This is a genomic window from Thiosulfatimonas sediminis (genome assembly GCF_011398355.1).
GTDB lineage: Bacteria > Pseudomonadota > Gammaproteobacteria > Thiomicrospirales > Thiomicrospiraceae > Thiomicrorhabdus > Thiomicrorhabdus sediminis_A.
Genome location: NZ_AP021889.1, coordinates 1,001,765 through 1,016,524, shown reverse-complemented (window position 1 = coordinate 1,016,524; position 14,760 = coordinate 1,001,765). Strand labels below are relative to the sequence as shown.

At 47.7% G+C, this 14,760-nt stretch carries 15 protein-coding genes; all 15 read right to left on the bottom strand.

The genetic code is table 11. The features are described 5' to 3' along the window. Positions 1 to 10 precede the first annotated feature (10 nt). Complete coding sequence (gene fliQ, locus HRR27_RS04665; RefSeq protein ID WP_173271370.1) at positions 11 to 280, bottom strand: flagellar biosynthesis protein FliQ; 270 nt, start codon at positions 278 to 280, stop codon at positions 11 to 13. Then, positions 281 to 1,045 (bottom strand): flagellar type III secretion system pore protein FliP, encoded by a 765-nt coding sequence (gene fliP / locus HRR27_RS04660; protein WP_173271368.1) that lies wholly within the window; start codon positions 1,043 to 1,045, stop codon positions 281 to 283. Then, a complete protein-coding gene (gene fliO, locus HRR27_RS04655; RefSeq protein ID WP_173271366.1) occupies positions 1,045 to 1,632 on the bottom strand; it encodes a flagellar biosynthetic protein FliO in 588 nt (195 codons plus the stop codon). Before fliO ends, fliP begins: the two co-directional genes overlap by 1 nt. A gap of 56 nt (positions 1,633 to 1,688) precedes the next feature. Continuing rightward, positions 1,689 to 2,138, bottom strand: coding sequence for a flagellar motor switch protein FliN (fliN, locus tag HRR27_RS04650; RefSeq protein WP_173271364.1), 450 nt, complete (start codon positions 2,136 to 2,138; stop codon positions 1,689 to 1,691). Next, positions 2,131 to 3,150, bottom strand: coding sequence for a flagellar motor switch protein FliM (gene fliM / locus HRR27_RS04645; RefSeq protein ID WP_173271362.1), 1,020 nt, complete (start codon positions 3,148 to 3,150; stop codon positions 2,131 to 2,133). Before fliM ends, fliN begins: the two co-directional genes overlap by 8 nt. 19 nt (positions 3,151 to 3,169) lie before the next feature. After that, positions 3,170 to 3,757: a flagellar basal body-associated FliL family protein gene (locus tag HRR27_RS04640; protein ID WP_173271360.1), complete on the bottom strand. Its 588-nt coding sequence runs from the start codon at positions 3,755 to 3,757 to the stop codon at positions 3,170 to 3,172. A gap of 34 nt (positions 3,758 to 3,791) precedes the next feature. After that, positions 3,792 to 4,673 (bottom strand): flagellar motor protein MotB, encoded by an 882-nt coding sequence (gene motB, locus HRR27_RS04635; protein WP_173271358.1) that lies wholly within the window; start codon positions 4,671 to 4,673, stop codon positions 3,792 to 3,794. 24 nt (positions 4,674 to 4,697) lie between these two features. Further along, positions 4,698 to 5,549 carry a flagellar motor stator protein MotA gene (motA, locus tag HRR27_RS04630; protein ID WP_173271356.1) on the bottom strand — a complete coding sequence of 284 codons (852 nt, stop codon included), beginning with the start codon at positions 5,547 to 5,549 and terminating at the stop codon, positions 4,698 to 4,700. Positions 5,550 to 5,630: 81 nt separating this feature from the next. Continuing rightward, the gene (locus HRR27_RS12910; RefSeq protein ID WP_173271354.1) at positions 5,631 to 6,635 is read right to left on the bottom strand and encodes a methyl-accepting chemotaxis protein; all 1,005 of its coding nucleotides are present in this window, start codon (positions 6,633 to 6,635) and stop codon (positions 5,631 to 5,633) included. Positions 6,636 to 6,644: 9 nt separating this feature from the next. Continuing rightward, complete coding sequence (locus tag HRR27_RS04620; protein ID WP_173271352.1) at positions 6,645 to 9,041, bottom strand: flagellar hook-length control protein FliK; 2,397 nt, start codon at positions 9,039 to 9,041, stop codon at positions 6,645 to 6,647. A gap of 166 nt (positions 9,042 to 9,207) precedes the next feature. Then, positions 9,208 to 9,651: a flagellar export protein FliJ gene (gene fliJ, locus HRR27_RS04615; RefSeq protein ID WP_173271350.1), complete on the bottom strand. Its 444-nt coding sequence runs from the start codon at positions 9,649 to 9,651 to the stop codon at positions 9,208 to 9,210. Between the two features lie 8 nt (positions 9,652 to 9,659). After that, positions 9,660 to 10,997, bottom strand: a complete 1,338-nt coding sequence (fliI, locus tag HRR27_RS04610; RefSeq protein WP_173271348.1) for a flagellar protein export ATPase FliI — start codon at positions 10,995 to 10,997, stop codon at positions 9,660 to 9,662. Beyond that, positions 10,990 to 12,006 (bottom strand): FliH/SctL family protein, encoded by a 1,017-nt coding sequence (locus HRR27_RS04605; protein ID WP_173271346.1) that lies wholly within the window; start codon positions 12,004 to 12,006, stop codon positions 10,990 to 10,992. The genes fliI and HRR27_RS04605 overlap by 8 nt, the downstream gene beginning before the upstream one ends. After that, a complete protein-coding gene (gene fliG, locus HRR27_RS04600; RefSeq protein WP_173271344.1) occupies positions 12,007 to 13,032 on the bottom strand; it encodes a flagellar motor switch protein FliG in 1,026 nt (341 codons plus the stop codon). Further along, entirely contained in the window at positions 13,025 to 14,722 is a 1,698-nt protein-coding gene (gene fliF / locus HRR27_RS04595; RefSeq protein ID WP_173271342.1) for a flagellar basal-body MS-ring/collar protein FliF, read from the bottom strand. The genes fliG and fliF overlap by 8 nt, the downstream gene beginning before the upstream one ends. Positions 14,723 to 14,760 lie beyond the last annotated feature (38 nt).

Below are 14,760 nucleotides of genomic sequence, written 5' to 3'. Positions count from 1 at the left end.
CTCAAAGCCGTTAATTAATGTAAGCGGGAATATTGAGTATCAATTCACGTGAAAAATTCACCAATGAACTGAGCATCCAAGGCCCGCCAACCACTAAGGCAATCCCAACAATGGCCAGCTTGGGAATAAAACTCAACGTCATTTCGTTAATTTGCGTCGCCGCCTGAAACATCCCAACCAACAAACCAATAATCAACGCCGGAATCAAAAGCGGTGCCGCTAACAGCGCCACCAACTCGAGCATCCGCTGACCAAGTGTTAAGACAAATTCTTGTTGCATCTATATCCCTCCAGGGACGACAAAACTATTTGCCAGAGTCCCAATAACCAAGGTCCAACCGTCTATCAATACAAATAACATGAGTTTGAACGGCAAAGAAATAATCATCGGTGAAAGCATCATCATACCCATCGACATCAACAGACTGGAGACCACTAAATCGATAATTAAAAATGGGATAAACAACATAAAGCCGATCTGGAAAGCGGTTTTCAGTTCCGATGTCATAAAGGCTGGAATCAAGACTTTAAACGGCACATTCTGCGGTTCGGTCAAGGTCACGTCAGCCATTTCGGCAAACATTTCCAAATCGTCTTCGCGCGTTTGTTGCAACATAAACTGATGCATTGGCTTTGCACCAATCTCTAACGCCTGCTTAAATTGAATCTGCTCCTCAAGGTACGGCGAAATCGCAGTATCATAAATTTTTTCAAACACCGGCGCCATAATGAACAGCGTCAAAAACAAGGCCAAACCGATTAACACTTGGTTGGATGGCGTCTGCATAGTGCCAAGCGCTTGACGTAACAGCGCCAAAACAATGACAATTCTTAAAAATGAGGTCGTCGCAATCAGTGCCGCCGGTAACAGCGTTAAGCCCGTCATTAACAGCAAAATTTGCAAGGTTAGCGTGTAGTCTTGATTACCGTTGGCATCGGTCTCGACAGTAAACATCGGAATGCCCGGCTCAGCGTAAGAGAGGCTTGGTGTGAATAACAAAAATAATGGCAGCAGCAGACCTGCCAAAGAAAAAACAAAACGCATTACTGGTCTCCCTGAGTACGAGTAGAGACCGATTTCGCATCCGCTTTAGGCACAACCGTTGCTGATTTTACGCCTTGCATCGCTTCTTGCAGGCGCTGGGCAAAGACACCCCCAACGGGAACAGGATCTGCAATCTGCACAGGCTCAACAAGCTGATGTAACTTACTGATTTTACTCGAAGTTACGCCTACTAAAATCTGTTCTTTTCCGACTTGAAGCATCAAAATTCGCTCGCGTGGACCAACAGACAATGCCCCTAAAACCTTAAGATTGCCATCAGCAACACCCGGAAAACGACCGTAACGGCGCAACAACCAAGCGGCCAAAAAAATGATCAACAGAATAAAAATCAGAGAGAGCAGGATTTGCAAAAAGTAATCGCTTGGCTGAGTCGCCGTTTGACCAAATTGCACGGTGGGCGGCATGGGTTCTGCCAAACTAGTCTGCCCAACCTGCGGAACGTCGGCCGCTGCGGCCGAACCGATATAAAGCAGACTCATCGCCATAGCCAGAAACAAACTGGATAACAGTGATGCTATGACTTGCTGCGTTTGCAGCCGTTTTGAATATCGATTTTTTGACAGCATCAGTAAGCCCTTATTCGCAGTCAAACTAAGCGCCAAACTTTTGGCGCGTCATGGGGCTATTTCAGCTTGCGGATGCGCTCCTGAGGACTGACCACATCGGTTAGACGAACCCCAAACTTATCATTAATAACCACTACTTCACCATGAGCAATTAAAGTGCCATTTACCAATAAGTCTAAAGGTTCGCCTGCTAAGCGGTCCATTTCGACGACAGAACCCTGTGTGTAAGAGAGCAAATTACGAATCGAAACCTTGGCGCGCCCAATTTCCAACTGCAAGGTCACCGGCACATCCAACAACACATCCAAATCCACTTTATTCTTGCCGCCACTGCTATTGCTACCGCCTAGGTCTTCAAGACTGGCTTTTGTGGCATTTGCATTTGCCTGCTGAGTCAGTGCGTCTCCCCAATCCAGCGCGTCATCATTGGCATCATCGCCCGCTTCAGCTTCGGCTTGTTCGGCTAAAGCGTCACCCCATGCGCTTAAATCGTCTTGTTCACTCACTGTACCACTCCTTCACATTCTCGATCGTGCGTTCTTGATAAGCCGGATGATGCAATATCTTTTCCACTTTAACCGCTTTCTTATCGCGTGAACGCCCTAATTTTCCGCGTAAAATCGCGATGTCTTCCGCTTTAACGGTGACCTGCTCAGGCATCTCGATTGGAATAATGTCGCCCGGTTTCATCTCCAAAAGCTCTTCCACATTCATCACGATATCCAGCAGATTGACACTTAAATCAATTTCAATATTTTTTGCTTCTTCTTTCAAGGTGCGCGACCAACGATTATCGCTTTCGCCTTGTAGATTTTGCATACCTTCTTCTAACTTATCGCGCACCGGCTCTAACATAGAATACGGCATAACGATATCGACTCGCCCTTCAACCCCTTCAAATCGGATGTTAATCGGACTGACGACAATCATATCAGTTGGGTCAACAATACCGGCAAACTTAGGGTTCATTTCCGAATGCATATACTCAATTTCGATATCCATTACCGGCCCCCACGCTTTGCGTAAGTTTTCGGAAATAATGTCTAAAATGCTGCGTACCATGCTCATTTCAACAGGGGTGTATTCGCGCCCTTCGATTTTAAACGGGAGCAAACCCGTACCACCAAAGTAGATATCCACCGCAGTGAAAACTAGCTTAGAATCCAACGTAAACAGCGAAACACCATTAAGCGGATTGATACGATAGATATTCAAACTGGTAGGTACAAAAAGATTACGCAGATAATCAATCATCTTAATGATTTTGACTTCCGAGGCCGTGACTTCAACACTGGCCATGATCATCTCATTAAAATGTCGTTGAAAACCTCGGGCAAAGCGCTCGTTGATAATATCCAAAGCCGGTAAGCGACCGCGCACAATTCGCTCTTGGTTAGTGAAATCATAAACCTTTGCGCCAATGCCTTCTGAGCCACTGTCGTTTTCGGTTTCGATGTCACCCCCGCCCATCCCTTTGAGCAGCGCATCGACTTCATCTTGGCTTAAGATATCTTCCATGAAAGTTTCCTAAAACACTCTATTGCATCACAAAGCGCGTCATATACACATCTTCAAGTAATTCCGGATAAATGCTATTGGCCTCTAAAACATGACGCGCTACTTGCAATAACTCAGCGCGCAATTCATCCGGCCCTTCTGGTTTACTCAATTGATTAAAATGCTGATTGCGCAAAAGGCGCTGAATGTCATTTTTCAAAATCGGACGCAAATGCTCCATGTCCGCAATCAGCTGCGGATAATAGGTCAAAAACTGCAAATCAACGGCCAAGTATTTGGCTTGTCCGTCGCCGTTAAAATTAACCACAAACTTATCCATCACAAAATACCCTGGCGGCGCTTCTGGTGAAGGTGGCTCGTACTGTTTATATTTGGGCGAGTAATTTTTGGCGTGCCCAGCATCGGCAGCGTCACCATGTTCGCCATGTTCCGCAGAGCCATGCACTTCGGCCGCATCGCCGTTAGCATGGCTTGCACCCTGCTGACTGAGTAGCAGATAAGCCATCACGCCGATACCGACCAAAAGCAAAATAACAATCACCAATAAGAGAATAATCAGCCCTTTGCCGCCTTTCTTTTTCTCTTCCTTGACTTCCTCTTCAGCCACGGCTATTCCCCTTTATAACACCATTAAAATTGTATTAATTACCTTGCAGAATGGTCTGCTTGTTTAAATCTTCTAACTGCGGTGCTTCACTTAAACTGCGCAGCTTTTCTTCGGCATCTTTATTCAACACCACAATACTGATACGACGATTACGCGGATTGTATGGGTTCTCTTTATCAAATGGAACGGTATCGGCCATACCGACCGCCTGTGCAATACGGCTGGTATCAACCCCCCCTTTTAGCAATAAACGCCGCGCCGCATTCGCTCGGTCAGCCGACAACTCCCAGTTAGTGTAATCCGAACTGGAATGGTAACCGGACGAATCAGTATGCCCCGCAATGCTGATTTTATTCTTGGTTGAAGCCAGAACCGAGCCAACTTCTTCTAAAAGTTTGGCCGCATAGTCTTTTGGCAAGTCCACGCCTGTTCCAAACATCGGGCGTTTACGATCATCCAAAATCTGCACCTGCAGTCCGTTAGGGGTAATGTCAATTTTGAGCTGATCTTTGAGTTGTTCAAGCGTAGGATTTTCGGCGATCTTCTTTTCTAACTCCAACTTCATCGCTTCCATTTGCTCGGTTTCTTGTGCTTTGCCGGAACCGTCTTCATCGCCATCTTTGCCTTTTGGGGCGTCTTTAAAACCGCCCATATCAATCATTGCGTCAGACGTTTGGCCCGCTTCTTTAGACTCAACCAAAGTACTGGGTGAAGCCTCAATCACCGTAGGATCACGAAAAAACTCAGCCATCGCTTTCATCTCTTCGTCATTGGTGCCACCTAAAACCCATAACATCAAAAAAAACGCAGCCGTGGCCGTCATAAAATCCGCAAAAGCAATCTTCCATGCCCCACCATGTGCAGCATGCGGGCATTTATTTAACCGTTTGATGATTATGGATTGTTCATCGCTCATCTGTTCGTCCTCGACACAGTGCGCTTATTTCTGACTTTGCAGGTATTCATCCAACTCTTGAAAGCTCGGACGATCATGACTGGGGACGGCTTTTCGTCCAAATTCAACGGCCACCGATGGAGCATAACCGTTCAAATTTGCCATTAAAGAGGTTTTGATAACCATAAAATACGCCCCCTCCAGTTCCGCTCGGTTGGCAAGTTCAGAAGAAATCGGGGCAATAAAGCCATAAGCAATCAAAATCCCTAAGAAAGTCCCCACCAAGGCCACCGACATATGGTGTGCGATCTCCATCGGGCCAGCATCTAGGTAACTCATGGTAATGACGATACCCAATACTGCGGCAACGATACCAAACGCCGGCAACGCCTCCGCAACCTTACCAATCGCTTGGCTTGGCATTAGTGCTTCGTGATGGTGACCGTCTAATTCAACAATCATCAAATCTTCCAACTGATAAGGATTACTCGCGCCACTGATCATTAAGCGTAAATAATCACAAATAAAATCCACCGCATGATGGTTTTTAGCAACACTCGGCGCACTATTAAAAAGTTCGCTGGAATGCGGATCTTCGACATCCGCTTCGATCGACATCAACCCCTCGCGACGCGCTTTGTTAAACAGTTTAAACATCAAACCAAGCACTTCTAAAAAAACCGTTTTATTATAAGGCGCAGGCTTTGCAATCCCCAAAGCACCGGAAAATCCTGCTTTTACCACCCATCCTGGATTCGCGATAATGTAAGCACCAATCGCTCCACCACAGATGATAACCATTTCCAGCGGTTGAATCAGAATGCCGAAACTACCATGTGGAAGATATCCCCCAAGTAGTGTTCCGACAACGACTAAGGTACCGGCTATTGCTTTCATTTTTGCTATTCCTATCCCTATTCGGTGAAATGTTGTGGTCTAGTTTTTGACAGTCCTGTCAATTTTAGCCACAAGTTTACCTTAGCCCTGCAAGACTTGCGCCAATTCCTGCTGCGCGACTTTAAGGCGTTCTAGGTTACCGTTGATTTCGCTCAATATTTGATTGACTCGGCCCGCTTCATCTTGGGTTGTGCCCACACGATTCTGCCCTTGCTCCATCACTTGCACCGCATTCCGCGCACGTTGCTGTAGCTCTTCAATAATTGACTGAATTTCCGTGGTCGCCTGCTGCGTTTTACCAGCCAAGATACGAACCTCATCCGCGACCACCGCAAAACCACGCCCATGCTCACCGGCACGAGCCGCTTCGATTGCAGCGTTAAGCGCCAATAGATTGGTCTGTTCGGCGATGTCACGAATTAAGACCAAGACAGTACCAATGTTACTGGAGTCTTCTTCCAAACGTTTAATGACGCTTGATGCGTGCGTGACCTCATTTGTTAAACCAGAAACCTCGCTAATCACCTTCTGCGCAGATTCCATCCCAGAACGCGAACCCGTGCTTAATGCATTGACCATCGACGCTAATTGCTCGGAAAGACTTTCCAACTCATCAACATCCAGCGTGGATGCTGGTGCTGGCGCAGGCTGAGAAGCTGCTGCCTGTTGCTTCGCATAACACCCGGCCAGCATTTCGTTTAATTCTTCCATCTGTTGTTCGGCATCCTGCACCTTAGCTTGCGCAGAAGAGGCCGCAATCATCTGTTTTGTCACGCTATCGGACGCCGCTTGCAATAAATTATTCAGTGCGGTCACCAGATGAGGATCACTCTCAGGAGATTTAATGGTTATTCCAAAATCTTCACTGCGTGTGACAGCACGCAACTGGTCGACTAACTCCGATTGATCGCAAACACCGGGTTTATTACACCAAAACATGTACACCAACGCGCCGACAATCACCGCGCTAATCAAGGCCACCAAAGTGACAAAACCTACCACAGGAATGCCCGCAATTTCCGAACCAGCGAAAGCCGGTTGCACGATTAACGTCAAACTGCCGATTAATAAAGCGTGTGTTTTCATAATTTGCTCCTAGGCATAATAATCGACCAGCGCGTCGGAAACGACCGTGGTCACATTCGATTCTTCATCAACACCAACACTGCCTGCGCCCTGCGCTCCTAGTCCTGAGGTTGTTTGATTTTCTTGCGCTTGTGCCTGCTGTTCAGCAAAATTTGCGCCGGTTTCTACATCCACCGAGGCCAAATTAATCCCTTGCTGTTCCAACATTTCTCGCAAACGCGGTAAAGAGGCATCTATCGCATCCCGTGTAGCACCATGCTGCGCCACCACACTGAGTTGCATCTGCTGGTCACGATCAAAGTGTAATTTAATTTGAATCGGTCCAAGTTTTTCTGGATTTAGGGTAATTTGTGCCTGCTGTACTTGAGCATTTAACATGTAAGTTACGCGCTGACCAAAAGCTTGACCCCATTGAGGATGTCTTACCGGCAACGGAATCGACTGCATCGATGGCGGCAAGAGTGCTCGACGTTCTGCGGTTAAGGAATCGGTTGCACTGCTGCTTAAAGCGCTCGATTTCTGCAAAGCCTCATCAGCCGCCCGCACTTGCGCTTGTTGGCGTGCGCCCATAACCAAATCACGACGCTGCTCAGTAACGCCCGCATTTAATACTTGAGCCATCTGCGCCGCAGTCTGTCCTAAATTTTGTCCTGACGATGACGGATTTTGCGAACTCCCTTGATTCGCGCTTTGCCCTGAACTCTGTCCTAAATTCTGTCCTGAGTTCTGCGAACTTGACTGCCCAGCAGCACCTGCATTCGCCTGTGAGGCAGATGCGTTATTCGCACTCGCCGCGCCTGAATGAGCCGCACTGTTGTTGCTATTAGGCACCTGTGCAGTATTTGCAGCAACAGTAGCAGCTGTAACCGACACCTCCTCGCTAGGTGTTAGCGATGCACTGATTGCTTCTGATTGCTCCTCAGGCAGAGCGGCCGCATCGGATTCGATGATATTCACATCAGCATCCAATCCTTGCGAAACAGACGTAACCGCCACCTCCTCGCCAGGTATTAGCGATGCACTGATTGCTTCTGATTGCTCCTCAGGCAGAGCGGCCGCATCGGATTCGATGATATTCACATCAGCATCCAATCCTTGCGAAACAGACGTAACCGCCACCTCCTCGCCAGGTATTAGCGAGGCACTGACTGCTTCTGATTGCTCCTCAGGCAGAGCGGCCGCATCGGATTCGATGATATTCACATCAGCATCCAATCCTTGCGAAACAGACGTAACCGCCACCTCCTCGCCAGGTATTAGCGAGGCACTGACTGCTGCTGATTGCTCCTCAGCTAACTCATCGGGCAACGGATACAGTAAGGTATTTTGAGTCTCGGCTAAAGGCGCAGAGTCGGACTCGAGCAAACTCTCTGATGAAGCCTCTGTGGCAAGTACCGATTCTGAGTCGGTTATCTGCTCCTCATTCAGCGGCGCTCTTATCAATTGCCGCCCATCAACCGACTCATGCAAGGATTCAATTGATGCGCCATCACGGAAACCTTGCGACGGTGCGAAAGTCTGTTCTTCCTTGTGCTGAATTGCGGCACTGGCGACAGCCTGACTAAATCCTTCTTGCTTTAGAGCAGAGGACGCCTTTAAGTGCGCACTATTGCTTAAAATTGCTGGTTGGCTTTTTAAATTTTTCTCAGCTGCAAGCGCCGGCGTCAGAGATACTGATACAGACCGATTGTCGGCTATTGCGTCAATTGCGTCAGCCATCTTTCTCGGCTCGACAAAAGCGACATCGACGACTTGCGTCACACCAACTTCTTCAGCCAACGCATTGACCGCATCCTTTAGCTGAGAGGAGGAAAGCGGCTCTGCGACAAAAGCGGAACCGGATGAGGCAACGTCACCCTCGCTGAGACGCAATAAATGAGCGCGTAATTGACCAACAACCTCTTCACGCGGCATTTCAGCAAACTGGGGATACGCGGCCTGCAAGCGATTAGCAATCGCGTTTAATGCAGAACCCTCTTGACTTACATGAAGCTCGTCATGCGCAGCATCCGTTCCACGCAACTCATTATCTAAACTGCGCAAGAGACCCGATGGTAGCGAGGTCAACTGATTCAACGGTTTCTCTGACGCCAGCACTTGTGCAGGGGCTAGCGAGAGGGCATTGTTTTGGATTTCAGACGCAGGCAATTCTTCGCTATTTGCAACCAACAAAGCACCTACCGGCAAAGCCCGCGACACCACTTCGCTCTGAGGGGTAATCGCTGCTGCAACCGGCTGAACAGAATCTGCCATTGATTTAACAACAGATTTGGCCTGCAGGTGATCCATAAACTGCACAAATGGCGGCTTGTTCTGCGACGGTGGCAATTCTTGCCCTTGTGGTTTCGCCACTTTGAAAGCGGCAATAATGGCACTTTTGTCTTGAGTTTGTTCTAAGGCTAACATCTTTTCTGCTCTCTGCTTGCCGATAATGCCAAGGTTTTAGCAACTACCATGCCCAAACAATGAGATTGCATGAAATTTACTTTAGAAGCACCATACAGAAAGGGATTACAAAAAAGAAAGGCCGCCCGTAATCGTATCGAAAAAAATGACATCCGGATTTTTATTTTCAAGGCGTACTGCGCCGAACGGATTGTTGTGCCGCTAAATCATCCAGCATTTTCTGTTCTTGACGACTTAGCTTCACGTCTTGCTGTTTGCGTTTTTTATCTAACAGAGTTTGCAACGCTTTAAAACGCGCGCGTTTTTCGCGCCACGCTTCTAGCGCTTTTTCAACCATTAACTGCTTCTGCCGAAAATGCTGTTCTTGCGCTTTAATCGCCTGCTGGACTTTTTCGCCAAATGCAACATGACTTTGCAACTGCGCGACTAAGCGCGATGGCCCTTGCACAGGCTGCTGGGTATATTCTTGCAAATACGCTTCCAGACTCTGCAATTGACTCTGTGAATTGTGCATTTCGTCTTGCATATAAGCGACTGTTTTGGCAGCGTTTTCCATTTCGATTTCTGCCAATTCAACTAATTTTTGCCAACGCTGAATCGATGTCGTCATTACTTACACTACCTTAAGGTCTTCTGCAAAGCATCAAGAGACGCTTGAAAACCAAATTGTTGCTTTATGCCCTGAGACAAGAAACCATTCAACGCATCATGCTTGGCAATAGATTCATCAATCAACGGATCACTGCCTCGACGATAAGCTCCAACATGAATCAAATCTTGGTTTTGTTGATACGCGGAATACAAACGCTTAAATTGCCGCGCTAAGTTCAATTGCTGCTCACTGGCGACCTCCACCATCACTCGACTAACGGAAGACTCCACATCAATTGCTGGATAGCGACCACTATCAGCCACTTCACGCGACAGGACGATATGACCATCAAGCACACCGCGCGCCGAATCAACGACCGGGTCAGACTGATCATCACCCTCTGCCAAAACAGTATAAATGGCGGTAATCGAACCACTATCAGACTTGCCATTACCAGCACGCTCAACCAATTGAGGCAGTTTAGCAAACACCGACGGCGGATAGCCTTTACTGGCTGGGGGCTCACCAACCGCGAGAGCAATTTCACGCTGCGCTTGTGCAAAACGAGTGAGCGAATCCATTAATAACAGAACACGTTTTCCTTGATCACGAAAATATTCCGCAATCGCGGTTGCCAACATGGCGCCATGCATCCGCATCAATGGCGGATCATCGGCTGGCGTAGCGACAACCACCGAACGTTTTAATCCCTCTTCACCCAAATTATGGCGTACAAATTCGTTAACTTCCCGTCCCCGCTCGCCAATCAAGCCAACCACGACCACATCCGCATTGGTGAATCGAGTCATCATGCCTAACAAAACACTTTTGCCAACGCCAGTTCCGGCCATTAGCCCTACTCGCTGTCCTTGCCCCAAGGTAAGTAATGCATTGATCGCTTTAATGCCGACATCAAGCGGCTCGCTAATTGGATGACGATCCAGTGGATTAATTTTTTCGCCACTCAAACTGACATAGCGCTCGACCTCTATTGACCCTTTGCCATCTAATGGCTTAGCTGAGCCATCAATCACGCGCCCAAGCAGCGCCGGTCCAACACCAACTTTAATACCGCCTTCAACCGGGACCACCTTAGCGTTAGGCGCTAAGCCTTGGGTATCGCCAATCGGCATTAAATACAGTCGATCATTATGAAATCCGACGACTTCCGCCTCAACCGGTGCATGCTTGCCGTTAAAAATTTGACAACGCGAGCCAATCGCTGCATAGGTTCCTACTACTTCTAAGGTCATGCCCACCATACGGACCAAACGCCCGGCTACTTGCAACGCCGGCACCTGGTACGGCATCTGACGCAATGAACGTACTTGCTCTAATAACGCTTGATTAAAATGCTTACTCATTGTTTGACTGACTGGCAGGATCTTTTACGGATTTAATTGGTTCAGCGTCAGAAGATGCCGATGGACTGGATTTTTTAGCAGGAAAGTCTGCTTCACTCACTTCTGGAATGGCATTACTGCCCGTTTTTAAGGGTGCAAAATCCTCTTCACCAAATTCACTGTCTTCATCCCAATAAAAAGTCGGCGATTGATTTTGCTGAGCAGCTTCCATTGCTCTCTGTTGACTATCGGTTAGGGACTGGACATTATTGGTCAGCTGTTCTTTTAAAGCTAAAAATCGGTTTTGCCAGCAATGATGTATCGAACTGAACTGCTGCTTTACCATACAGCCACCCGGCAGAATTGCCGGATCGGCCTTGCAATGATAATTTTTCAGCCAGGCTGTCTCAAGCTCTTGCAAAAAAGCCAAATCATCGGCGTTAAGCGCTACTTCAATTGGCGCTTCAGATTCCGGCAAGGTTTGAATCGCTTCTTGCACCACACGGTACAACCAATCGGGATTACGACTTAACTGCTCGCCAAGCAGTTGCTCAGCAATAAACGCCGAAAACTGAACAATTTCGTCAAACAGGTTTTGTTGCATCTGCTGCTGCGGTGCTTGCAAATTCTTGAGCAACTCATCAATCGATTGAATTTTCGGGAACAGAAAATCGCGCGCTTGAGAATAGGCTTGAGATTTTCCGGTCGCTTTACCTTCCTCCTCACCAAGCTTAAAACCCGCATCATAACCTTCTTGATAAGCGCTGTCGTACACCTCTTTGCGCAACATATCGCTGCGTTTTTTCAACTCCGGCTGAATCTGTTTTTCAACTTCTTGACGAATTTCGGCTTTTTTATCCGCCTCTTTCTGCTGTTCTTCTTGCTCAAAATCGTTCAGCGTCCAAGGGACAATCGCCGCATCATTCAGTTTTTTCGATAAGGTCTGGCCGTCAATCAACTGCCCCTTTATCAGCAAACTCTCGTGCTCGGATACCCTATCAGCTGACGCGTTTTTAAGCGGCGTGTCCATTTACACAAATTCCTCACCGCCACCTGGCATCATCAACTTCTCTTCATCCGCTAAACGGCGTACCGCTTGAATAATGGTGCGTTGAGCGTCTTCGACAGCACTGAGTTTAACGGGGCCACCGGTTTCCAAATCGTCACGCATAATTTCGGCTTGGCGTTTGGACACGTTGGATAGAAACTTCTCTCGCAGATTCGACTCAGCGCCTTTCAAGGCGATAATCAAGACATCGCTTGGCACTTCACCAACCAGAGTCTGAATACCGCGATCATCAATCCCAGCAATGTCATCAAAGACAAACATTTTGTCTTGAATCGCATTACTGATGTCTTCATGCTCCAGCGCAATGTCTTCTAAGATACGCGAGTCAATACCGCTGCCGACCAAGTTAAGAATTTCTGCGGCACGCTTCTCGCCGCCAATAGTCGCTAATTTGCCCCCTTCACCATCACCGGAAGCCATCTCCAACACGTTGTTTAGATCAAATAAGGCACGCGGCTGAATGGTCGATAAAGTGGCAATTCGGTAGATAACTTCTGCCTGAAAACGCTGTGGAATACCACGCAATACGGCAGCCGCTTGATCGGAATCGAAATACGACAAAACAATCGCAACCACCTGTGGGTGCTCGTTACGCAACATATTAGAAATGGTCGATGGATGCATCCATTTTAGCGCCTCTAACCCTTTGACTTGATCACCCAACATGGTGGCATCCAACATACCGCCAGCACCATCACCAAGCGCATCGGCCATCAAGGACTGAGCAAATTCACTTGGGTCAACCCCTAGTGCATCCTCGCCCAGCTCTTTCAAAAAGGAGCGCATCACGACATGAATATCTTCATGAGTCACACCTTCAATATTGGTCATGGCAGAGCCGAGTTGCTGAACTTCTCTAGGATTTAGGTGCTTTAACACTTGGGCTGCGCCCTCTTTCCCTAGAGCCAATAAGAAAATCGCCGCTTTATCCATGCCGGACATGTCACGTGTAGAAACTTCTTCTAAATCGGTTACGGCCTCAGCCATTATTCGCTCCTTCGTTCATCCACTGGCGAATCACGTGCGCCGCAACTTTTGGATTGGTCTGTACAATTGAACGCACTTTTTCAAGCAAATCATGCTCGGCTTTCGACTCGGCCTCAACATCGGCGGCGGTCTGTTCAACCTCGGCATTCATTTTTTCCAACGCTTTGGAGATTTCGTCCACATTTTCAATTTCTTCAACGTCTTCAGCCGCATTTTCTGGATACTCCAGCACCATTTCTTCCCGCTTAGACAGGTCGCGCATAATCGGACGAATCACCGCCAAAATGATAATTAACACCGCTAGGCCGGCAAGGAGCTGTTTGACAAAATCCCAGAACCAAGACTCTTGCCAAATCGGCGTACTTTCAACACTCTCTTCAGGCGTCACTGCAAACGATGCATTCACGACCGTCAAGGTATCACCACGAGCTTCATCCAAAGCGACCGTATCACTGACTAGCTGACGATAACGCAACAATTCATCGTCCGTCATCGCAAGTCGTTGCACCGCACCTTCGGCGTTTAACGTGCTTTTATCGTCTAAAACCACCGCGACAGACAGACGGCGAATATTGCCGACTGAATTTTTAATATGGCTGATGGTGCGATCCAACTCGTAATTTTTGGTTTTCTTCTCACTGGAGCTTTTTAGGCTAGGATCATTTTCTGGCGTATAACCTTGTTCAGGCGCCAGTCCAGCTCGTGGTGGCTGATTGGTCAAGGCTCCAGGAATACCTGTAGGCCCTTGATCACGGTTAATTTCGCGAATTTCTTGTTCAGAACGTACCGCATCTGGGTCAGGTTGGTAATTTTCGCGTGTTTGTTCTTCTTGGGTAAAATCCAGTTCTGCGGTGACTTGTGCACGCACCTTGTCCACACCACCAACAATCGGTGCCAATAAATCAACAATTCGATTTGACAAGGTCATCTCTACTTGACGCGTGTAATCCAGCTGCTTCATGCTCATGTGCAACATACTGTTACTGCTGCGGCTGTCGCCAGTGAGCAAATTACCATTTTGATCGACCACAGTGACATCACCGGGTTCCATATTCGGAATACTTGAGGCAACTAAATAGACAATCGAACTGACTTGCTCATCATTCAATGAGCGACCTGGATAGAGCTTAACCGCTACGGAGGCGGTCGGTTTTTGCTGTTTACGCACAAACACCGAACGCTTTGGCAAACCAAGCATAATACGCGCGGACTTGACAGCGTTAATACTGCTAACCGATTTAGCAAGCTCGCCTTCTAAAGCACGGTGATATTGCGTGGTCTCTTTAAACTGAGAAATCCCAAAACCCTGCTCTTGGTCAAGCAACTGATAACCACTTGCTGCTTGTTTTGGATAACCGGCCGCGGCCAATTTTAAACGCAAAGCATGAACTTGTTCCGAAGGCACCAACAAACCGCCGCTATTGGTGTCAATTTTATAGGGCACCGCTTCTTGTTCCAGCGTCTGCACAATCTCGTTCATGTCTTGGGGATCAACCGAGCCGAATAGCAAGGTGTAGGGTTTGGCCTGAGACCACATGATGATACCAATGACCAGTGCCAACGTTGCCGCTAAGGCAATGACCAACCCTACCTGCTTAGCAACAGGTAAAGCGGTGATATTATTAATAAACGTCGAACTCGTCTCTGACGAGTTTAGAGGTGTATTAACGCTTGCTGGTGACTCTGCCATAGGACAAACTTTTTATTCTAAAACCGCACATAAACTAC